Annotated in this window: 21 protein-coding genes; all 21 read left to right on the plus strand. The window is 71.2% G+C overall.

Features of this window, described 5'->3' with window-relative positions:
* Positions 1–45: 45 nt before the first annotated feature.
* The 21 genes from SNE206_RS24605 (at position 46) to SNE206_RS24705 (ending at position 19,608) form a co-directional block, all read left to right on the plus strand.
* A complete protein-coding gene (locus SNE206_RS24605) occupies positions 46–1,158 on the plus strand; it encodes an LCP family protein (protein ID WP_407915672.1) in 1,113 nt (370 codons plus the stop codon).
* A gap of 121 nt (positions 1,159–1,279) precedes the next feature.
* Positions 1,280–1,504 (plus strand): 50S ribosomal protein L31, encoded by a 225-nt coding sequence (gene rpmE / locus SNE206_RS24610; RefSeq protein ID WP_407915673.1) that lies wholly within the window; start codon positions 1,280–1,282, stop codon positions 1,502–1,504.
* Positions 1,505–1,612: 108 nt separating this feature from the next.
* Positions 1,613–2,689 carry a peptide chain release factor 1 gene (gene prfA, locus SNE206_RS24615; RefSeq protein WP_407915674.1) on the plus strand — a complete coding sequence of 359 codons (1,077 nt, stop codon included), beginning with the start codon at positions 1,613–1,615 and terminating at the stop codon, positions 2,687–2,689.
* An 18-nt stretch (positions 2,690–2,707) separates the two neighbouring features.
* Positions 2,708–3,574, plus strand: coding sequence for a peptide chain release factor N(5)-glutamine methyltransferase (prmC, locus tag SNE206_RS24620; protein WP_407915675.1), 867 nt, complete (start codon positions 2,708–2,710; stop codon positions 3,572–3,574).
* A gap of 92 nt (positions 3,575–3,666) precedes the next feature.
* Positions 3,667–4,314, plus strand: a complete 648-nt coding sequence (locus SNE206_RS24625; protein ID WP_407915676.1) for an L-threonylcarbamoyladenylate synthase — start codon at positions 3,667–3,669, stop codon at positions 4,312–4,314.
* 32 nt (positions 4,315–4,346) lie between these two features.
* Positions 4,347–4,985 (plus strand): protein-tyrosine-phosphatase, encoded by a 639-nt coding sequence (locus SNE206_RS24630; RefSeq protein WP_407915707.1) that lies wholly within the window; start codon positions 4,347–4,349, stop codon positions 4,983–4,985.
* 332 nt (positions 4,986–5,317) lie between these two features.
* Positions 5,318–6,610 (plus strand): serine hydroxymethyltransferase, encoded by a 1,293-nt coding sequence (gene glyA / locus SNE206_RS24635; RefSeq protein WP_407915677.1) that lies wholly within the window; start codon positions 5,318–5,320, stop codon positions 6,608–6,610.
* A 236-nt stretch (positions 6,611–6,846) separates the two neighbouring features.
* Positions 6,847–8,211, plus strand: a complete 1,365-nt coding sequence (locus tag SNE206_RS24640) for an MraY family glycosyltransferase (RefSeq protein WP_407915678.1) — start codon at positions 6,847–6,849, stop codon at positions 8,209–8,211.
* Positions 8,212–8,497: 286 nt separating this feature from the next.
* Positions 8,498–8,929 carry a hypothetical protein gene (locus SNE206_RS24645; protein WP_405011563.1) on the plus strand — a complete coding sequence of 144 codons (432 nt, stop codon included), beginning with the start codon at positions 8,498–8,500 and terminating at the stop codon, positions 8,927–8,929.
* 264 nt (positions 8,930–9,193) lie between these two features.
* Complete coding sequence (gene atpB / locus SNE206_RS24650; RefSeq protein WP_405011562.1) at positions 9,194–10,021, plus strand: F0F1 ATP synthase subunit A; 828 nt, start codon at positions 9,194–9,196, stop codon at positions 10,019–10,021.
* 81 nt (positions 10,022–10,102) lie between these two features.
* Positions 10,103–10,330: an ATP synthase F0 subunit C gene (atpE, locus tag SNE206_RS24655; RefSeq protein ID WP_355650837.1), complete on the plus strand. Its 228-nt coding sequence runs from the start codon at positions 10,103–10,105 to the stop codon at positions 10,328–10,330.
* Positions 10,331–10,371: 41 nt separating this feature from the next.
* On the plus strand, positions 10,372–10,926 hold the full coding sequence (locus SNE206_RS24660; protein WP_407915679.1) for a F0F1 ATP synthase subunit B: 555 nt from the start codon (positions 10,372–10,374) through the stop codon (positions 10,924–10,926).
* Positions 10,923–11,738 carry a F0F1 ATP synthase subunit delta gene (locus SNE206_RS24665; RefSeq protein ID WP_407915680.1) on the plus strand — a complete coding sequence of 272 codons (816 nt, stop codon included), beginning with the start codon at positions 10,923–10,925 and terminating at the stop codon, positions 11,736–11,738. The genes SNE206_RS24660 and SNE206_RS24665 overlap by 4 nt, the downstream gene beginning before the upstream one ends.
* Positions 11,739–11,899: 161 nt before the next feature.
* Positions 11,900–13,474, plus strand: coding sequence for a F0F1 ATP synthase subunit alpha (gene atpA, locus SNE206_RS24670; RefSeq protein WP_407915681.1), 1,575 nt, complete (start codon positions 11,900–11,902; stop codon positions 13,472–13,474).
* A gap of 32 nt (positions 13,475–13,506) precedes the next feature.
* Positions 13,507–14,421, plus strand: coding sequence for a F0F1 ATP synthase subunit gamma (locus tag SNE206_RS24675; RefSeq protein ID WP_407915682.1), 915 nt, complete (start codon positions 13,507–13,509; stop codon positions 14,419–14,421).
* A 2-nt stretch (positions 14,422–14,423) separates the two neighbouring features.
* Positions 14,424–15,869 (plus strand): F0F1 ATP synthase subunit beta, encoded by a 1,446-nt coding sequence (atpD, locus tag SNE206_RS24680; protein WP_407915683.1) that lies wholly within the window; start codon positions 14,424–14,426, stop codon positions 15,867–15,869.
* A 185-nt stretch (positions 15,870–16,054) separates the two neighbouring features.
* Entirely contained in the window at positions 16,055–16,438 is a 384-nt protein-coding gene (locus SNE206_RS24685; RefSeq protein ID WP_407915684.1) for a F0F1 ATP synthase subunit epsilon, read from the plus strand.
* Positions 16,439–16,580: 142 nt separating this feature from the next.
* A complete protein-coding gene (locus SNE206_RS24690) occupies positions 16,581–17,081 on the plus strand; it encodes a DUF2550 domain-containing protein (RefSeq protein WP_407915685.1) in 501 nt (166 codons plus the stop codon).
* A 21-nt stretch (positions 17,082–17,102) separates the two neighbouring features.
* Entirely contained in the window at positions 17,103–17,675 is a 573-nt protein-coding gene (locus SNE206_RS24695) for a cob(I)yrinic acid a,c-diamide adenosyltransferase (protein WP_407915686.1), read from the plus strand.
* Between the two features lie 98 nt (positions 17,676–17,773).
* On the plus strand, positions 17,774–18,955 hold the full coding sequence (locus SNE206_RS24700) for a sensor histidine kinase (RefSeq protein ID WP_407915687.1): 1,182 nt from the start codon (positions 17,774–17,776) through the stop codon (positions 18,953–18,955).
* Positions 18,952–19,608 carry a response regulator gene (locus tag SNE206_RS24705; RefSeq protein ID WP_407915688.1) on the plus strand — a complete coding sequence of 219 codons (657 nt, stop codon included), beginning with the start codon at positions 18,952–18,954 and terminating at the stop codon, positions 19,606–19,608. The genes SNE206_RS24700 and SNE206_RS24705 overlap by 4 nt, the downstream gene beginning before the upstream one ends.
* The last annotated feature ends 11 nt before the right edge of the window (positions 19,609–19,619 follow it).

The raw sequence follows: 19,619 nt of genomic DNA on the forward strand, positions 1-19,619 counted from the left end.
GATTCCCTTATGCTCGAATGACCCGTTCGAGAGAAATGGGATGAAATGACCGACAAGCCGAAGCCCCGCAGCAGGCGCCGCCGCGTCCTGCGGATCGCGGTGTTCTCGGCGGTCGGACTGCTGCTGATCGGCGCCGGCGCGGCCGGCTACGCCTACTGGAAGCTCAACGGCAACATCCGCAGCGTCGACATCGACACCCAGCTCGGCACCGGACGCCCGCCCGCCTCCGTCGGCGGCGCCTTCAACCTGCTGGTGCTCGGCTCGGACTCCCGGGCCGGCGCGAACGGCTCGCTGGCCGGCGGCGCGGTCGGCGACGGCGCCCGCTCGGACACCGCCATGGTCGTGCACGTCAACCGCGAGCACAGCGCCGCGTCGGTGGTCAGCATCCCGCGGGACACCCTGGTCGCCCGGCCCGCCTGCACGTCCCCCGAGGGAACCCCCGTGGCGGCCGTGCGCAGCGCGATGTTCAACTCGGCGTACGAGGTCGGCGGCCCCGCGTGCGCGGTGAAGACCGCGGAGAAGCTGACCGGCCTGCGGATGGACCACTTCGTCGAGATCGACTTCGCCGGGTTCGCCAGGCTGGTCGACGCGATCGGCGGTGTGGACGTCACCACCACCGTCGCCATCTCCGACCGGGACAGCGGCCTGCACCTGGCGCCCGGCCACCACCACCTGGCCGGGGCCGAGGCGCTGGCCTTCGTCCGCACCCGGCACGGCGTGGGCAACGGCAGCGACCTCGGCCGGATCGAGCTCCAGCAGCAGATGGTGCGGTCGATCATGGAGCAGGTGGGCACGGTCGGGGTCACCTCCAACCCGGCCCGGCTGTGGTCGCTGGCGGACAAGCTCACCAGTGCCATGACGACCGACTCCGACCTCGCCTCGGTCAGCGCCCTGGTGGGCCTCGCGAACACGCTCAAGGGCATCGGCCCCGCCCAGCTGACGATGGTCACCCTGCCGGTCGTGACCGCCCCCGTGGACCCCAACCGGGTGGTTCCGCGCACGCCCCAGGCCGGGCTGCTGTGGGCCTCCCTGCAGGCCGACACGGGGGTGCCGGAGGCGGTCGTCAGCGTCCAGCCGTCCAACCCGGCCGACACCACCCCGAGCGCCCCGGCCGCCTCGGGCGTCCGGGCCCCGGCCGGGGGCGGCCCGCGGGAATAGCCGCACCCGGCTCCCGGTTTGGGAAGATGCGGCCGGTGCTGGCACACTGGTCCGTCGGTCCCGGTTCACGTGCGGCTGCCTGCCGCCGACCCGGGCCCCTCCCGATCACTAGGAGATTCCCTTGAAGCCCAACGTTCACCCCGAGTACGTCGTGACCAAGGTCACCTGCACCTGCGGCAACGAGTTCACGACCCGCTCGACCGAGACCAGCGGCGAGATCCGCGCCGAGGTCTGCTCCGCCTGCCACCCGTTCTACACCGGCAAGCAGAAGATCATGGACACCGGCGGTCGCGTGGCCCGCTTCGAGGCCCGCTTCGGCAAGAAGCTCAGCGGCGGCAAGGCCTAGCGCTTCCACGGCGCCGGTCTCGGCGCTCCCGCATCCACCGCGGGGGCGCCGGGCCGGCGCCGTTCGCATCCCCGTCCCAACCGCACTCCCGGGAAGTAGGCCCATCCGATGTTCGAGGCAGTCGAAGAGCTCCTCGTCGAGCACGCCGCCCTCGAGATGCGGCTCGCCGACCCGGCGGTCCACGCCGACCAGGCCAACGCCCGCAAGGCCGCGAAGCGCTACGCCGAGCTGACGCCGATCGTCACCGTCTACCGCGCGTGGCGGCTGGCGGGCGAGGACATCGCCACCGCCCGCGAGCTCGCCGCCGAGGACCCGGACTTCTACGCCGAGGCGAAGACCGCCGAGGCGCGCCGTGACGAGCTCACGGAGGAGCTCCGGGTGCTGCTCGTGCCGCGCGACCCCAACGACGACAAGGACGTCATCCTGGAGGTCAAGGCGGGCGAGGGCGGCGAGGAGTCCGCGCTGTTCGCCGGCGACCTCCTGCGGATGTACCTGCGCTTCGCCGAGCGGGTGGGCTGGAAGACCGAGCTCATCGACGCCAACGAGTCCGACCTCGGCGGCTACAAGGACGTCTCCGTCGCCGTGAAGACCCGCGGCGGGGCCGAGCCCGGCCAGGGCGTCTGGGCCCGGCTCAAGTACGAGGGCGGCGTGCACCGCGTGCAGCGCGTGCCGGCCACCGAGTCGCAGGGCCGCATCCACACCTCCGCCGCGGGCGTGCTCGTCACCCCGGAGGCCGAGGAGGTCGAGGTCGAGGTCCACGCGAACGACCTGCGGATCGACGTCTACCGCTCGTCGGGCCCCGGCGGGCAGTCCGTGAACACCACCGACTCCGCCGTCCGGATCACCCACCTGCCGACCGGTATCGTGGCTTCCTGCCAGAACGAGAAGAGCCAGCTCCAGAACAAGGAGTCGGCCATGCGCATCCTGCGCTCGCGGCTGCTGGCCGCCGCCCAGGAGGAGGCCGAGCGGGAGGCCTCGGACGCGCGCCGCAGCCAGGTCCGCACCGTCGACCGCTCCGAGCGCATCCGCACGTACAACTACCCGGAGAACCGCATCTCCGACCACCGCACCGGCTTCAAGTCGTACAACCTGGACCAGGTCCTGGACGGCGACCTGAGCCCGGTGATCCAGTCCTGCGTGGACGCCGACGCAGCGGCCAAGCTGGCCGCCGCCCAGGAGAACTGAGTACGAGGGGTCGGTCGGATGAACCTGCTGCTCGCCGAGGTGGCCCAGGCCACCCAGCGGCTGGCCGCCGCCGGGGTGCCGTCACCGCGCTTCGACGCGGAGGAGCTCGCGGCGCACATCCACGACGTCAAGCGCAGCCAGCTGCACACCGTCGCGGACGCCGACTTCGACGCCCGGTACTGGGCGGCCGTCTCGCGGCGCGAGGCCCGTGAGCCGCTCCAGCACATCACCGGGCGGGCGTTCTTCCGCTACCTGGAGCTGGAGGTCGGGCCCGGCGTCTTCGTGCCCCGGCCCGAGACCGAGAGCGTCGTCGAGTGGGCCATAAACGCGGTCCGCGACATGGACGTCGCCGAGCCGCTCGTGGTCGACCTGTGCACCGGCTCCGGCGCCATCGCGCTCGCCCTCGCCCAGGAACTGCCGCGCTCCACCGTGCACGCCTTCGAGCTCGACGAGGGCGCGCTGGCCTACACCCGGCGCAACGTCTCCGCCAGCCCCGACCGCGCCCGCGTCTCCCTGCACGAGGGCGACGCCACCCGCGCGTTCGAGGGGGAGCACGGCTGGGAGGGCCGCTTCGACCTCGTGATCAGCAACCCGCCGTACATCCCGCTCACCGAGTGGGAGTACGTGGCGCCCGAGGCCCGTGACCACGACCCGCAGATGTCGCTGTTCTCCGGCGAGGACGGCCTCGACACCATCCGCGGCATCGAGCGCGTCGCCGCCCGGCTGCTGCGCCCGGGCGGTGCGGTGGTCATCGAGCACGCCGACACCCAGGGCGGCCAGGTGCCGTGGATCTTCAACGAGGAAGCCGGCTGGACGGACGCCGCCGACCACCGCGACCTCAACAACCGCCCGCGCTTCACCACCGCCCGGAAGGCGACGCTGTGAGGCCCCGGCGGGAACCGGCGGTGCACCGCACCGCCGCGTGGATTTCGTGAGTTCACCGTGTTCGCTGTGATGTTCGGAAGGGGACCGCACCGATGAGCCGCCGCTACGACTGTGCCGATACCGGGGACCGCGCCACCGGACTGCGCGAGGCCGCCTCGGCGATCCGCCGGGGCGAGCTCGTCGTGATGCCCACCGACACGCTGTACGGCATCGGTGCCGACGCGTTCTCCCCGGAGGCCGTCGCCGCCCTGCTGGACGCCAAGGGCCGCGGCCGCTCCATGCCGTCCCCGGTGCTCGTCGGCTCGCCGACCACCCTGCACGGCCTGGTCACCGACTTCTCCGAGCAGGCCTGGGAGCTCGTCGACGCCTTCTGGCCCGGCGGCCTGACCCTCGTCGCCCGGCACCAGCCCTCGCTGCGCTGGGACCTCGGCGAGACCCGCGGCACCGTCGCGGTGCGGATGCCGCTGCACCCCGTCGCCCTGGAGCTGCTCAACACCACCGGCCCGCTCGCCGTCTCCAGCGCGAACAAGACCGGCGGCCCGTCGCCGGCCACCTGCGACGAGGCCCAGGAACAGCTCGGCGACGCCGTCTCGGTGTACCTCGACGGCGGCCGGGCCGACCACGCGACGGCGTCCACCATCGTCGACGTCACCGGCAAGATCCCCGTCGTGCTGCGGGCCGGCGCGATCAGCGTCGAGCAGCTGAGGGAGGTCGTCCCGGACCTGGAGGCCGGCAGTTGACCGCTGCGTCGCTGTACGCCGCGGGCCCCGGAATATCCCCGTACGCGGCGGTCTCCCCGCGTCCGGTGGACGGCTTCCGGATCCTCTTCGTCTGCACCGGCAACGTGTGCCGCTCGCCCATCGCCGAACGGCTCACCCGCCACGAGCTCGACGCCCGGCTCGGCGACGCCTCCGGACGGTTCGTGGTGGAGAGCGCCGGCACCTGGGGCCACGAGGGCGCACCGATGGAGGTGCACGCCGCCACCGTGCTCGGCGAGTACGGGGTGGACAGCGCCGGCTTCGCCGGCCGTGAACTGCTCGACGAGCACGTCATCGACGCCGACCTGGTGCTCACCGCGACGCTCGACCACCGGGCGCAGGTCATCTCCATGGGCCACTCGGCCGGGCTGCGGACCTTCACGCTGAAGGAGTTCACCCGGCTCGTCCGCCGGATCGACCCGAGCACGCTGCCCGACCCGCGCGGCGGCGCGCAGCTGCCCGAGCGGGCCCGCGCCCTGGTGCGGGCCGCCGCCGCGCTCCGCGGCTGGCTGCTCGCGGCCTCGCCCGAGTCGGACGAGGTGGACGACCCGTACGGCGCGCCGATCGGCATGTTCCGCAACTGCGGCGAGGAGATATTCGGCGCGCTCGACCCGGTGGTCACCGCGCTCACGGGCGTGCACGGGCGCGTCTGAGCCTCCGCAGCCGTCCCGGGGCCCTTCCGGGGCCCTTCCGGGCCGTTCCGGGGCCGGCCGGGCGTCCTGCCCGGGGTACGGGGCGGGCGGTGCTGCCGGGGCGTGCGCGCACCCGGCGGGCGTGCGGGACGGCCGCAGGCCCCGGCCGGGGTCCGGCACGCGTGGGGGAGTGCAGGGGATCGCGTGAAGGAAGCGTGGCGAACCGGTGCCTTTCCCGCGGGGCCCGATCCGCCGGCCCCTGACGGCGGTACGCCGCACCGCGTGGGCGGGCCCGCCCGGAGGCCCCGACCTACGCTGGAAGGATCCACCCGCCGCTGCCCGGGAGCTGCGCCATGTCCGTCATCCACGCCGAGCAGGGCCCCACCGACACCCGCGCCGCCGGCGGAGCGCCCTGGCAGCCCTCCGAGGCCCTCCGGACCGCCGACCCGCTCCTCGCCGACCTGCTCTCCGCCGAGGCCGAGCGGCGCACCGAGAGCCTGCAGCTGCTCGCCGGTGAGAACGTCACCAGCCCCGCCGTGCTCGCCGCCCTCGGCGGACCGCTGATCGACAAGTACGCCGAGGGGTACCCGGGCCACCGCCACCACACCGGATGCGCGCTCGCCGACACCGCGGAACTGCTCGCCGTCGACCGCGCCCGCGAGCTGTTCGCCGCCCCGCACGCCAACGTCCAGCCCCGGTCCGCGACTTCGGCGATGCTGGCGGCCTACGCGGCACTGCTGCGGCCCGGCGACGTCGTCCTCGCGATGTCCCTGGAGCACGGCGGCCACCTCAGCTGCGGCTCCCGCGCCAACTTCTCCGGCCGCTGGTTCGACTTCGTCGGCTACGGCGTCCGCGAGCACGACGGCCTCGTCGACCTCGACCAGGTGCGCGAACTCGCCCACCGCCACCGCCCCAAGGCGATCATCGCCGGCGGCATCTCCTACCCCCGGCACATCGACTGGGCCGGCTTCCGCGCCGTCGCCGACGAGGTCGACGCCTACCTCGTCGCCTCCGCCGCCCAGACCACCGGCCTCGTCGCCGCCGGCCTCGCCCCCTCCCCGGTGCCCCACGCCGACGTCACCGTGGCCGCCACCCACAAGCTGCTCCGCGGCCCCCGCGGCGGGATGCTGCTCTGCACCGCCGAGCTGGCCGACCGGGTCGACCGCGCGGTCTTCCCGTTCACCCAGGGCGGCGCGGCCATGAACGAGGTGGCCGGCAAGGCCGTCGCCCTCGCCGAGGCGGGCACGCAGGAGTTCGCCGCCTACCTCCGGCGGGCCGTCGACGGCGCGCAGGCCCTGGCCGCGGCCCTCGCCGGGTACGGCGTGCCGCCGACGACCGGCGGCACCGACACCCACCTGGTCACGGCGGACGTCAGCCCGCTCGGGCTCAGCGGCGTCGAGGCGGAGCGCCGCTGCGCCGCTGCCGGCCTCATGCTCGGCAAGTGCGCCCTCCCGTACGACCCCGCGCCGGCCGCCGAGGCCTCCGGGATCCGCCTCGGCACCGGTGCCGCGGCCGCCCAGGGCATGGGGCCCGCCGAGCTGGCCGAGGTCGGCGCCCTGATCGGGGAGCTGCTGAGCGGCGGACCGCAGCCCCGGATCACGGACCGGGTCCGTGCGCTCGCCCGGTCGTTCGCGGTCCGGCACTGACGCCGGACGGTCCCTGCCGGAGGGCCGTCGGAGGGCCGGACGAGGGCCGGACGAGGCGGCCGGGAACCCCGCCGGGGGTGGCGTCCGCCACTGTTCGGGCCGCAGGGAGAACCGCGGTGCACGTCCCGCCCGTCCCACTCAATAAGGTGTGAGGGTGGCGACGCACCTCGAACCCCGAACTCTCCCGGGAGTACCCTGCGTACTCATCCGTCGGACCGCGCTGCAGGAGGCCAGTGGTGCGTGAGTATCTCCTGGTGCTGTTCGTCACCGCAGCCGTGACGTACCTGCTGGTCAGCCCGGTGCGGAAGTTCGCCATCGTCGCCGGCGCCATGCCGCCGGTGCGCGCGCGCGACGTGCACCGCGAGCCCACCCCGCGGCTCGGCGGCATCGCGATGTTCGGCGGCCTGTGCGCGGGCCTGCTGGTCGCCTCGCAGCTCACCACCATCGGCCGGCTGTTCATCCAGAGCGCGGACGTCCGTGCGCTGCTGTCCGGCGCCGGGATCATGTGGATCCTCGGCGTGCTGGACGACAAGTGGGGCGTCGACGCCCTGGTGAAGCTGGGCGGTCAGATGATCGCCGCCGGCGTCATGGTCTGGCAGGGCGTGACGGTCATCTCGATCCCGGTGCCCGGTGTCGGCCCGGTCGCCGTCACCCCCACCCAGGGCATGATCATCTCGGTGCTGCTGGTCGTCGTCATGGTCAACGCGGTCAACTTCATCGACGGCCTCGACGGCCTCGCCGCCGGCATGGTCTGCATCGCCGCGATGGCGTTCTTCCTCTACTCCTACCGGCTGTGGATCGGTTACGGCGTCAACGACGCCGCCCCCGCGGTGCTCTTCAGCGCCGTCCTGATCGGCATGTGCCTCGGCTTCCTGCCGCACAACCTGCACCCCGCCCGGATCTTCATGGGCGACTCCGGCTCGATGATGCTCGGCCTGATGCTGGCCGTCGCCGCCATCTCGATCACCGGCCGCGTCGACCCCGACCTGATCACCGACCGGACGGGTTCGCAGACCGCCACCGTGCACGCCCTCGTGCCGATCTACATCCCGCTGCTGCTGCCGCTGACCGTCATCGCGCTGCCGCTCGCCGACCTGCTGCTCGCCGTGGTGCGTCGCACCTGGGCCGGGAAGTCGCCGTTCGCCGCGGACAAGCAGCACCTGCACCACCGGTTGCTGCAGGTCGGCCACTCGCACAGCCGGGCCGTCCTGATCATGTACTTCTGGGCCGCGCTGATCGCCTTCGGCACCGTCGCGTTCTCCATCACCAACACCGGCCGCACGGTCGTCCTCGCGTTCGCGGGGCTGTGCCTGATCGGCCTCGTGGTGCTGCTGATGCCGCGCTTCCGGCCGCACGCGCCGCGGGCCGTGCAGGCGATCGTCCCGCCGCGCTACCGCAAGGCGCGGTGGGCCGCCGGGGACGCCGCCGCGGACGCCGCCGGGCCCGCGGGGGAGTCGTCCGCGGGGGAGCCGCCCGCAGCCGGCGGGGAGCCCGCCGACGCCCCGGCGATGGCCGAGCTCTCGGCCAAGGACAAGGCCCTGCTGAGCAGGGTCGGCAGCGGCGCCACCGCGGTCGGTGCGAGGGGTCGCACGAAGGGCTGACGGCCGCTCAACAACGCTCACCCGCACGGCGGCACCCTTGGGCCATCGGTGTGACAGGTACCACACGTTCATGGTAAAGCTCTCATCAAATAGTTTGTGATACCGTTCACGAGTACCGAGAACACGCCGAAAGAACCGACAGGTGGAGTGCTTCCGCCCCCGGTCGGTCTTCCTCGTCCGGCTCGCTGTCGAGCGGCCGGCCTGCGGCTGTGGATCTCGGTGCGGTGTCACCACCGCACACCTGCGCCCGTCCCCCCGTCACCGACATGCCGCCGGAGCTGCCGACATGCCGTCCCCCGACGCCCGGATCATCCGCGGCGCCGCAATCCCCACTGCGGTCGCCGGCGTGATCGCCGCTGCGATCTCCACCGCTGTCGTGGGGACGAAGGGGTTGATCGGCGCCGTCTTCGCCACGCTCCTGGTGATGGCGTTCTTCACCTTCGGCCAGGTCGCACTCGACCGGCTGACCCGGAACAATCCGCAGATCCTCATGGCAGCAGCGCTGTTGGTGTACACCACGCAGATCCTGCTGATCGCGATCGTTCTCGCCGTGTTCAAACACACGACACTCTTCGACACCAAGGTCTTCGGCTTCACGCTGCTGGGCTGCGCCCTGGTCTGGACGGCTTTCCAGGTGCGCGCCGCCATGAAGGCGAAGATCTACTACGTCGACCCCGAATCCCGCGACGACAAGCCGAAATCGGGGCGTCAACCGTGAAGGGGGCAGGCTGTCCCCCTCGCACGGGGGGCGGTGTTTATGCCCTCCTGACGGACTGCTATCGTCCGTCCCAACAACGGAGTACGGGATGCGGCCAGGTCCCTCCGATCATCGGACGGATCGCCCCCCGACTCCACGAAGTCTTCGAAGATCCCGCGGCAGGGATACGCGCCGTGCAGGGTCCGCGAGACATCCATCAAGTTCCAGTGCCGCTCCGTGGCCCAAGGCCGCGCCGACACACCGAGGTTGCCGTAACCATGCGTCATGACGAAGGAGTCTGTGGTGGGTGCTGACGTCCAGCTCGCCTCTGAGGCCGGGTGCCACCTGTTCTCCGGTTGCGGCTTCCCGGCACCGGGCCTGAACGAGTTCGACTTCGAGCCGATCTTCACGGTCGGAGGCATCGAGTTCAACAAGCCGATGCTGCTCTCGATCATCGTCGCGATGCTCGTGGTCGTTTTCTTCTGGGCCTCCTTCGCGAAGCCGAAGCTCGTCCCCGGCAAGCTCCAGCTCGTCGGTGAGATCGGCTACGACTTCGTGAAGCGAAGCATCGTGCTGGAGACGATCGGCAAGAAGGGCGAGAAGTACGTCCCGATGCTCGTCTCGATGTTCTTCTTCATCTGGCTGATGAACATCATGTCGATCATCCCGTTCGCCCAGTTCCCGGTGACGGCCGCGATCGCCTTCCCCGCCGGCCTCGCAGCCGTCGTGTGGGTCACGTACATGAGCCTGACCTTCAAGAAGCACGGCTTCGTGGGCGGCCTGAAGAACCTCTGCTGGCCGTCGGGCATCCCCGGCTGGGTCATGTTCATCCTGGTGCCGATCGAGTTCTTCTCGAACATCTTCGTGCGCCCCTTCACGCTCGCGGTCCGAGCCTTCGCGAACATGTTCGCCGGCCACCTGCTGATCGTGATGTTCTCCATCGCCTCCTGGTACCTGCTCAGCCCGAGCCTCGGCGCGCTCTACGGCACGGCGTCCTTCGTGGTCACCATCGGCCTCACCGCCTTCGAGCTGCTGGTCCAGTTCCTGCAGGCCTACATCTTCGTGATGCTGGCCAGCAGCTACATCGCCGGTGCCCTCGAAGAGGCGCACTGAGCACCGCAGCCCCGAGGCTGCGCCCCGAACTCCCGGTGGCCAACACCCACCGGTACTCCATCCCGCAAAGGATTAGCTGAGATGTCCGCTCTCGCTGAGGTTTCCGGTTCCGTCGCGTCCATCGGCTACGGTCTCGCTGCGATCGGCCCCGGCATCGGTGTCGGCCTGATCTTCGGCAACGGTGTCCAGGCGATGGCCCGCCAGCCCGAGGCTGCCGGCCTGATCCGCTCCAACATGTTCATCGGCTTCGCGCTGACCGAGGCGCTGGCGCTCATCGGCATCGTCATGCCGTTCGTGTTCGGTGTCTGATTCCGGCACACCGGTAGCCCTTTTCGACGAAAGGTTCTGATATGAACCCCGTGGTCTTCCTCGCGGAAGAGGAGAAGATGAACCCTCTTCTCCCCGCGTGGCCCGAGGTCATCATCGGCCTGATCTGCTTCTTCATCGTCTTCGGCATCCTCGGCAAGAAGCTCCTCCCCAGCATCGAGAAGGTGCTGTCGGAGCGTCGGGACGCCATCGAGGGCGGCATGGAGCGTGCGGAGGCCGCTCAGGCCGAGGCTCAGGCCCTGCTGGAGCAGTACCGTGCCGAGCTCGCCGAGGCACGTCACGAGGCCGCTCGGATCACCGAGCACGCCCGTGAGCAGGGTGCTGCCCTGGTCGCCGAGATGCGCGAGGAGGGCCAGCGCCAGCGCGAGGCCATCGTCGCCGCCGGCCATGCCCAGATCGACGCCGACAAGAAGCAGGCGACCGCCGCCCTGCGCCAGGACGTGGGCTCGCTGGCCTCCCAGCTGGCCTCCCGCATCGTGGGCGAGTCCCTTGAGGACCACGCCCGCCAGAGCGGCGTCATCGACCGGTTCCTCGGCGAGCTCGAGGCCAAGGCCGCTGCATCGGCGGGCACCAAGTGATCGGCGCCAGCCGCGAGGCGCTGGCCGCCGGCCGCGAGAACCTCGAAAGCCTGACCGACAACACTTCGGTGGACGCGGCCAAGCTCGCCGAGGACCTCACCGCCGTCACCGGCCTGCTGGACCGCGAGGTCTCGCTGCGCCGCGTGCTGACCGACCCCTCGCGGTCGGGCCAGGACAAGGCCGGTTTCGTCACCACGCTGCTGGCCGGCCAGGTCTCCGGCGAGACGGTCGACCTGGTCTCCGGACTGGTGCGTTCGCGCTGGTCCGGCGGCCGTGACCTGGTCGACGCGGTGGAGGAGCTCTCGGCGTACGCCGAGATCATCGCCGCCGAGCGCGCCGGCACGCTGGACGACGTCGAGGACGAGCTGTTCCGCTTCGGGCGGATCGCCTCGGGCTCGCACGACCTGCGGTCCGCCCTCACCGAGCCCAAGGCAGGCAAGGCCGCCAAGGCCGCGCTGGTCGCCAAGCTGCTCGGAGGCCGGGCCGACGCGGGCACCGTCCGCCTGGTCGTCTCCCTCGTCACGACCCCGCGTGGTCGTAGCCTGGAACAGGGCCTGGAGACCTACGCCAAGCTCGCCGCGGCCCGCCGCGGCCGTGTGGTGGCCCTGGTCACCACGGCCGTCCCGCTGTCGGACGCCCAGAAGGAGCGGCTCGCCGCTGCCCTGGCCGGCCTGTACGGCAAGCAGGTCCACCTGAACATCGACGTCGACCCCCAGGTCGTCGGCGGCATCCGGGTCGAGATCGGCGACGAGGTCATCGACGGCACGGTGTCGAGCCGCCTTGAAGGCGCTCGTCAGGGCCTCGAAGGCTGACCAACCCCCCAGAGCATCATCCGACCCTCGGTCGGGCGTCGGTTCACACCAGGTGAGCCGGCAAATCGTACGGCCGGTTCACCCGACCCGGCCGAGAGTCGAGTACTTGCGGCCCTCAATGGCGGGCCGAGGATCGCAAACTAGGAGAGCAGGGAAGCCTGATGGCGGAGCTTACGATCCGTCCGGAGGAGATCCGGGACGCGCTGGCCGACTTTGTCCAGTCGTACCAGCCGGACGCGGCCTCGCGTGAAGAGGTCGGCACGGTCACCGAGGCCATGGACGGCATCGCCAAGGTCGAGGGCCTGCCCTCGGTCATGGCCAACGAGCTGCTGAAGTTCGAGGACGGCACCCTCGGCCTCGCACTGAACCTCGACACCCGTGAGATCGGTGTCGTCGTCCTCGGTGAGTTCTCGGGCATCGAGGAGGGCCAGCGGGTGCAGCGCACCGGCGAGGTCCTCTCCGTCCCGGTCGGCGAGGGCTACCTCGGCCGCGTCGTGGACCCGCTGGGCAACCCGATCGACGGCCTGGGCGACATCGCCTCGACCGGTCGTCGTGCCCTGGAGCTGCAGGCCCCCGGCGTCATGGTCCGCAAGTCGGTCCACGAGCCGATGCAGACCGGCATCAAGGCCATCGACGCGATGACCCCGATCGGCCGCGGCCAGCGCCAGCTGATCATCGGCGACCGCCAGACCGGCAAGACCGCGGTGGCGATCGACACGATCATCAACCAGCGCGACAACTGGCGTTCCGGCGACCCGAAGAAGCAGGTCCGCTGCATCTACGTCGCCATCGGCCAGAAGGGCTCGACCATCGCGTCGGTCCGTGGCGCCCTGGAGGAGGCCGGCGCGCTGGAGTACACCACGATCGTGGCTGCTCCCGCCTCCGACCCGGCCGGCTTCAAGTACCTCGCCCCGTACACCGGTTCGGCCATCGGCCAGGAGTGGATGTACGACGGCAAGCACGTCCTCATCATCTTCGACGACCTGTCGAAGCAGGCCGAGGCCTACCGCTCCGTCTCCCTGCTGCTGCGCCGCCCGCCGGGCCGCGAGGCGTACCCGGGTGACGTCTTCTACCTGCACTCCCGCCTGCTGGAGCGCTGCGCGAAGCTCTCCGACGCGCTGGGCGCGGGCTCGATGACCGGTCTGCCGATCATCGAGACCAAGGCCAACGACGTGTCGGCGTACATCCCGACCAACGTCATCTCCATCACCGACGGCCAGTGCTTCCTGGAGTCCGACCTGTTCAACGCCGGCATCCGCCCGGCCGTGAACGTCGGCATCTCGGTCTCCCGCGTCGGTGGCTCCGCCCAGATCAAGGCGATGAAGTCGGTCGCCGGCCGTCTGCGTCTGGACCTGGCCCAGTACCGCGAGCTGGAGGCGTTCGCCGCCTTCGGTTCCGACCTGGACCCGGCCTCCAAGGCCCAGCTGGAGCGCGGCGCGCGCATGGTCGAGCTGCTGAAGCAGGGCCAGTACCAGCCGTTCCCCGTCGAGGAGCAGGTCGTCTCCATCTGGGCCGGCACCACCGGCAAGCTGGACGACGTCCCGGTCGCCGAGATCCGCCGCTTCGAGCGCGAGTTCCTCGACCACCTGCGTCTGGAGCACAAGGGCATCCTCGCCGGCATCGTCGAGACCCAGAAGCTGGAGGACGGCGCCATCGAGGCGCTGACCGCCGCGATCCAGGGCTTCAAGCAGGGCTTCACGACGGCCGACGGCAAGCTCCTGTCCGAGCAGGCCTGAGTCCGGTAACGAGGGAAAGGACGTAACGGCCCATGGGAGCACAGCTTCGGGTCTACAAGCGCCGGATCCGCTCTGTCACCGCGACGAAGAAGATCACCAAGGCGATGGAGATGATCTCCGCGTCGCGCATCGTCAAGGCGCAGCGCGCGGTGGCCGCCTCCACTCCGTACGCCGACGAGCTCACCCGGGCGGTGACGGCGGTGGCCACCCGGTCCAACGCCAAGCACCCGCTCACCACGGAGAACCCGCAGGCCACCACGGCTGCGGTCCTGCTGATCACGGCGGACCGCGGCCTGGCCGGCGGCTACTCGACCAACGCCATCAAGCAGGCGATCGCGCTCACCGCGCGGCTGCGTGCCGAGGGCAAGGACGTGGTGTCGTACATCGTCGGCCGCAAGGGTGTCTCGTACTACAACTTCCGCAACCTCACCGTTGCGGAGTCGTGGACGGGCTTCTCCGACAAGCCGTCGTACGGTGACGCCAAGACCGTGGCGAGCGACCTCATCAAGGCGTTCACCGCGGAGACCGGCGGCGTGGACGAGCTGCACCTGGTCTCCACCAAGTTCGAGTCGATGCTGACGCAGACGGCGGTCGACGCCAGGCTGCTGCCGCTCCGGCTGGACGAGGTCGAGCTCAGCGACGCGTCGAAGGCCACGCACCAGATCTTCCCGCTGTACGACTTCGAGCCGTCGGCGGAGGGCGTCCTCGACGCCCTGCTGCCGCGGTACGTCGAGAGCCGGATCTACAACGCGCTGCTGCAGTCGGCCGCCTCGGAGCACGCCGCTCGCCGGCGCGCGATGAAGAGCGCGACCGACAACGCGGGAGAGCTCATCAAGTCGCTCACGCGGCTTGCCAACTCGGCCCGTCAGGCCGAGATCACCCAGGAAATCAGCGAGATCGTCGGTGGCGCCAACGCGCTCGCCGACGCTAGCCGCGGGAGCGAATGAGTATGACCACCACAGTTGAGCCGACCACGGCGACGGGCCGCGTCGCGCGGGTCATCGGCCCGGTCGTCGACGTGGAGTTCCCCGTCGACGCGATTCCGGACATGTTCAACGCCCTGCACGTCGAGGTGGACAACCCCGACGGCACGGGCAAGAAGATCCTCACCCTTGAGGTCGCGCAGCACCTCGGCGACGGCATGGTCCGCGGCATCTCGATGCAGCCGACCGACGGCCTCGTCCGTGGCGCGCAGGTCTCCGACACCGGTTCGGCCATCTCCGTGCCGGTCGGCCAGATCACCAAGGGCAAGGTCTTCAACGCCCTCGGTGAGGTGCTGAACGTCGACAAGGACGAGTTCGAGTCCCAGGTCGAGGTCCGCTGGCCGATCCACCGCAAGGCTCCGGCGTTCAAGGACCTCGAGTCCAAGACGGAGATGTTCGAGACCGGCATCAAGGTCATCGACCTTCTCACCCCGTACGTCCAGGGTGGCAAGATCGGTCTGTTCGGTGGTGCCGGTGTCGGCAAGACCGTTCTGATCCAGGAGATGATCTACCGCGTCGCCGAGAACTTCGGTGGTGTGTCGGTGTTCGCCGGTGTCGGTGAGCGCACCCGTGAGGGCAACGACCTCATCCACGAGATGGTCGACTCGGGCGTCCTGGACAAGACCGCGCTGGTCTTCGGCCAGATGGACGAGCCGCCGGGCACCCGTCTGCGCGTCGCGCTCTCCGCGCTGACCATGGCGGAGTACTTCCGTGACGTGGAGCAGCAGGACGTCCTGCTCTTCATCGACAACATCTTCCGGTTCACCCAGGCCGGTTCCGAGGTGTCGACCCTGCTCGGCCGCATGCCCTCCGCGGTGGGCTACCAGCCGAACCTGGCCGACGAGATGGGCCTCCTGCAGGAGCGCATCACCTCGACCCGCGGTCACTCGATCACCTCGATGCAGGCGATCTACGTCCCCGCGGACGACCTGACCGACCCGGCGCCGGCCACCACCTTCGCCCACCTCGACGCGACGACGGTTCTCTCCCGTCCGATCTCCGAGAAGGGCATCTACCCGGCCGTCGACCCGCTGGACTCCACGTCCCGCATCCTGGACCCGCGTTACATCGCGCTGGACCACTACGACACGGCCATCCGTATCAAGGGGATCCTGCAGAAGTACAAGGACCTCCAGGACATCATCGCGATCCTCGGCATCGACGAGCTGTCCGAGGAAGACAAGATCACGGTGCAGCGCGCCCGCCGCATCGAGCGCTTCCTCTCGCAGAACACCTACGTGGCGAAGCAGTTCACCGGTGTCGAGGGCTCGACCGTGCCGCTGTCGGAGACCATCGAGGCCTTCAACGCGATCGCGGACGGCAAGTACGACCACGTCCCGGAGCAGGCGTTCTTCATGTGCGGTGGCATCGAGGACCTCGAGCGCAACGCTGCCGAGCTGCTGAAGAAGTGATCGGACCGGCCGACGGCTGAGTGACGTGAGGGGTGGACCCCGGCTTTCGGGGGCCACCCCTCACGGCGCAACCGGCTGTGATCCCGGTCATCTCCGTGTCCCTGGTTTCATGTCGGGGGTGCGGGCCCGTTATTCTTACCGAAACCGCCGAGTAATCGACGGTTTCAAGAGCTTAGGAGCCCACGTTGGCTGAGCTGCACGTCGAGCTGGTCGCAGCCGACCGCAAGGTGTGGTCCGGTGCGGCCACCATCGTTGTCGCCCGCACGGCCTCCGGTGACACCGGCATCATGCCCGGTCACACCCCGGTGCTGAGCGTGCTGGAGACCGGTCCGGTCACCATCCGCACCACCGACGGCGGCACCGTCGTCGCCGCGGTCCACGGCGGTTTCATCTCCTTCGCCGACAACAAGCTGTCGATCCTCGCGGAGATCGCCGAGCTGGCGGACGAGATCGACGTCGCCCGGGCCGAGCGCGCGCTGGAGTCGGCACGGTCCGAGATCGACGCGCACGCCGAGCGCCGCGCGGAGGTCCGCCTGTCGGCGACGCGCGGCCTCAAGGCCCGCGCCTGAGCACCGGACCCTGACTGCGGGGTCGACCGACGGTCCCGGGGACGCGGAAGCGTGACCCCGGGACTGTCGTATCAGTTGGTAGGACAGGGCGGCCGGTGACACGGCCGTCACGGGGACGCGGGTAGCGAGGAGGTCGGTGAGCATGGTCCTCGCCCTTGTGGTGTGCGCGGCCGTCGTGGCCGTCGCGGTGGTGGGCCTGGTGGCGTTCGCAGTACGCCGCCGCGTCATCCAGCGCGTCGGAGGAACGTTCGACTGCAGTTACCGGCTCAAAATGCCCGCCGACGCCTCGACGGAGCCCGACCTCGACGAGAACGGCCAACCCACCCCGGCCCCGGTCCCCACGACCGACGGCAAGGGGTGGGTTTTCGGTATCGGCCGGTACAGCGGCGACTCCATCGAGTGGTTCCGGGTGTTCTCGTACGCGCCCCGCCCGCGCCGGACGCTGCCCCGCACCGAGATCGAGGTGCTCGGCCGGCGCTACCCCGAGGGCCAGGAGGAGCTCGCCCTGCTCTCCGGCTCCGTGGTGCTGCGCTGTCTGCACAACGGCTCCCCGCTGGAGCTGGCGATGAGCGACGACGCGCTCACCGGCTTCCTCGCCTGGCTGGAGGCGGCCCCTCCGGGGCAGCGCGTTAACGTCGCCTAACCGGCAGGCTAGGCTGCGGCCATGGTGAACCTGACGCGCATCTACACCCGCACCGGCGACGACGGCACGACGGCCCTCGGCGACATGAGCCGCACCACCAAGACCGACCCGCGGCTGATCGCGTACGCCGACACCAACGAGGCCAACGCCGCGATCGGCGTGGCCATCGCGGCCGGCGCCCTGCCGGACGACGTGTCGGCGGTGCTGACCCGCATCCAGAACGACCTCTTCGACGTCGGCGCCGACCTCGCCACGCCGGTGGCCGAGAACCCCGAGTACCCGCCGCTGCGGGTCGAGCAGGGCTACGTCGACCGGCTGGAGTCCGACTGCGACCACTACCTGGAGTCGCTGGAGAAGCTGCGGAGCTTCATCCTCCCCGGCGGCACCCCCGGCGCCGCCCACCTCCACCTGGCGTGCACCGTCGTGCGGCGCGCGGAGCGGTCCACCTGGGCGGCGATCGACCTGCACGGCGACACCGTCAACCCGCTGACCGCGAAGTACCTCAACCGGCTCTCCGACCTCCTGTTCATCCTGGCCCGGACGGCCAACAAGGAGGTCGGCGACGTGCTGTGGGTGCCCGGCGAGAACCGCTGAACCGCGGGCCGAGGGGGCGGCGGGTACATCTTTCGACGGACCGGGGATCACCCCGCAGGCTGTCCCGCGCCGGGTCCGCCGGGTGGTGGGATGGGAGGGTGAACCTTCCACCGCGCCGGCAGGACCAGGCGATCGCCCTCGCCGGGCTCTGCTCCGGCGTGCTGCTGATCGCCTTCGGCGCGTACGACCACCACGACACCGTGCCGCCGTGGGCGGCGCTCCTGCCGGTGCTGGCCATGGCGGCCCTGGAGCTCGTCCGCCGCACCCGCACGGTGTGGACGGCCACGCTCGGCGGGCTCGCCCTGATCGCCTGCGGGCTCACCGGCTCGGTGCTGGCGACGGTGGTGATGTACACCGACCTGCTGTACGCGGCCGTGCTGTACGGGCCCGCCCGGATGTCCCGGGTGCTGCACCTCACCGGCGGTGCCACCACGGTGGTGCTCACCGGCCTCACCCTGCTGTACGGCGAGGTGCCCGACGCGCTGGTCGTGGCCGGCGTCTGCGGGCTGGTCTTCATCGCCCCCGTGTGGACGGCCGACCTCGTCCGCCGGCACCGGGACGCCGCCGAGTCCGAACGGCTGCGCGCCGAGCAGACCGCCCTCCTCGCCGAGCTCGACCGCCGTACCGCGGTCGGCGCCGAACGCGCCAGGATGGCCCGCGAGCTGCACGACGTCATCGCCAACCACCTGTCGGCCATCGCCGTGCACGCCACCGGCGCGCAGTCGGTGGCGCGCCGTCAGCAGCGGCCCGCCGACGACCCGTTGGTGGCGGCGCTCGCGGTCATCCGCGAGAACAGCGTCCAGGGGCTGGCCGAGATGCGCCGCATGATCGGCCTGCTGCGCGACGAACGGCCCGGCGAGTCGTACGCCGCGCCGCGGCTGTCGGCGCTGGACACCCTGCTCACGCAGGCCCGGGAGGCGGGCCGGAGCACGGGGCTGGCCTTCGACTACGAGCCCACCGGCGATCCCGGCGGGCTCCCCGCGCCGCTCGACCTGGCCGCCTACCGGATCCTCCAGGAGTCGCTGACCAACGCGGTCAAGCACGCCGCCCCCGGCACCGTCCGGCTGCGCGTGGACTACCGGGCCGACGCCGTGGAGATCGCCGTGGACAGCCCCTACCGGGAGGGCGCCGGGCGGGCGGTGCCCGGGGCCGGTGCCGGGCTGGTCGGCATGGGGGAGCGCGCCCACCTGCTGGGCGGAAGTTTCGACGCCCGGCCCGTGGCGGGCCGCTGGCAGGTCAGGGCGGTGCTGCCGCGCGGGGTGAAGGGGGAGACCGGATGACGATCCGGGTGCTGGTGGCGGAGGACCAGGCGGCCGTCCGGGCGGCGCTGGTGATGATCGTGGGCTCGGCCCCCGACATCGAGGTGGTCGGCGAGGCCGCGGACGGCGAGGAGGCCGTCCGCCTCGCCCTGGCGCTGCGGCCCGACGTGGTGCTGATGGACATCCAGATGCCCCGGCTCGACGGGGTCGGGGCGACCCGCGCGATCGTCGCCGAGGACGCGGCCCAGGTGCTCGTGCTCACCACCTTCGACCTCGACGAGTACGTGTTCGGCGCGCTGCGGGCGGGCGCCGCCGGCTTCCTGCTCAAGGACGCCGACGCGGACAGCCTGATCGAGGGCATCCGCACGGTCGCCCGCGGCGACGGCGCCCTCGCGCCGTCCGTCACCCGGCGGCTGATCTCCTCCGTCGCCCGGCCCGGCCGCACGGACACCGCCGAGGCCCGGGCCGCCGTCTCCGCACTCACCGGACGGGAGCGCGAGGTGCTGGTCTGCCTGGGGGAGGGCCTGTCCAACAGCCTGATCGCGGACCGGCTCGGCATGGCCGAGGCCACCACCAAGACCCACGTGAGCCGCATCCTCGCCAAGCTCTCGCTGAGCAGCCGGGTGCAGGCGGCCGTGCTCGCCCAGGAGCTGGGCATCGTGCCGGGCCGGTGACACCCGACCGG

The sequence above is a fragment of the Kitasatospora sp. NE20-6 genome (assembly GCF_045862635.1).

What these genes read in the sequence shown, in the direction of transcription:
- SNE206_RS24675 (WP_407915682.1), top strand. Translation starts at nt 13,507, where the DNA reads ATGGGAGCACAGCTTCGGGTCTACAAGCGCCGGATCCGCTCTGTCACC.
- atpB (WP_405011562.1), top strand. Translation starts at nt 9,194, where the DNA reads ATGACGAAGGAGTCTGTGGTGGGTGCTGACGTCCAGCTCGCCTCTGAG.
- SNE206_RS24605 (WP_407915672.1), top strand. Translation starts at nt 46, where the DNA reads ATGACCGACAAGCCGAAGCCCCGCAGCAGGCGCCGCCGCGTCCTGCGG.
- SNE206_RS24660 (WP_407915679.1), top strand. Translation starts at nt 10,372, where the DNA reads ATGAACCCCGTGGTCTTCCTCGCGGAAGAGGAGAAGATGAACCCTCTT.
- prfA (WP_407915674.1), top strand. Translation starts at nt 1,613, where the DNA reads ATGTTCGAGGCAGTCGAAGAGCTCCTCGTCGAGCACGCCGCCCTCGAG.
- atpD (WP_407915683.1), top strand. Translation starts at nt 14,424, where the DNA reads ATGACCACCACAGTTGAGCCGACCACGGCGACGGGCCGCGTCGCGCGG.
- SNE206_RS24645 (WP_405011563.1), top strand. Translation starts at nt 8,498, where the DNA reads ATGCCGTCCCCCGACGCCCGGATCATCCGCGGCGCCGCAATCCCCACT.
- prmC (WP_407915675.1), top strand. Translation starts at nt 2,708, where the DNA reads ATGAACCTGCTGCTCGCCGAGGTGGCCCAGGCCACCCAGCGGCTGGCC.
- atpE (WP_355650837.1), top strand. Translation starts at nt 10,103, where the DNA reads ATGTCCGCTCTCGCTGAGGTTTCCGGTTCCGTCGCGTCCATCGGCTAC.
- atpA (WP_407915681.1), top strand. Translation starts at nt 11,900, where the DNA reads ATGGCGGAGCTTACGATCCGTCCGGAGGAGATCCGGGACGCGCTGGCC.
- SNE206_RS24690 (WP_407915685.1), top strand. Translation starts at nt 16,581, where the DNA reads ATGGTCCTCGCCCTTGTGGTGTGCGCGGCCGTCGTGGCCGTCGCGGTG.
- SNE206_RS24705 (WP_407915688.1), top strand. Translation starts at nt 18,952, where the DNA reads ATGACGATCCGGGTGCTGGTGGCGGAGGACCAGGCGGCCGTCCGGGCG.
- glyA (WP_407915677.1), top strand. Translation starts at nt 5,318, where the DNA reads ATGTCCGTCATCCACGCCGAGCAGGGCCCCACCGACACCCGCGCCGCC.
- SNE206_RS24695 (WP_407915686.1), top strand. Translation starts at nt 17,103, where the DNA reads ATGGTGAACCTGACGCGCATCTACACCCGCACCGGCGACGACGGCACG.
- SNE206_RS24625 (WP_407915676.1), top strand. Translation starts at nt 3,667, where the DNA reads ATGAGCCGCCGCTACGACTGTGCCGATACCGGGGACCGCGCCACCGGA.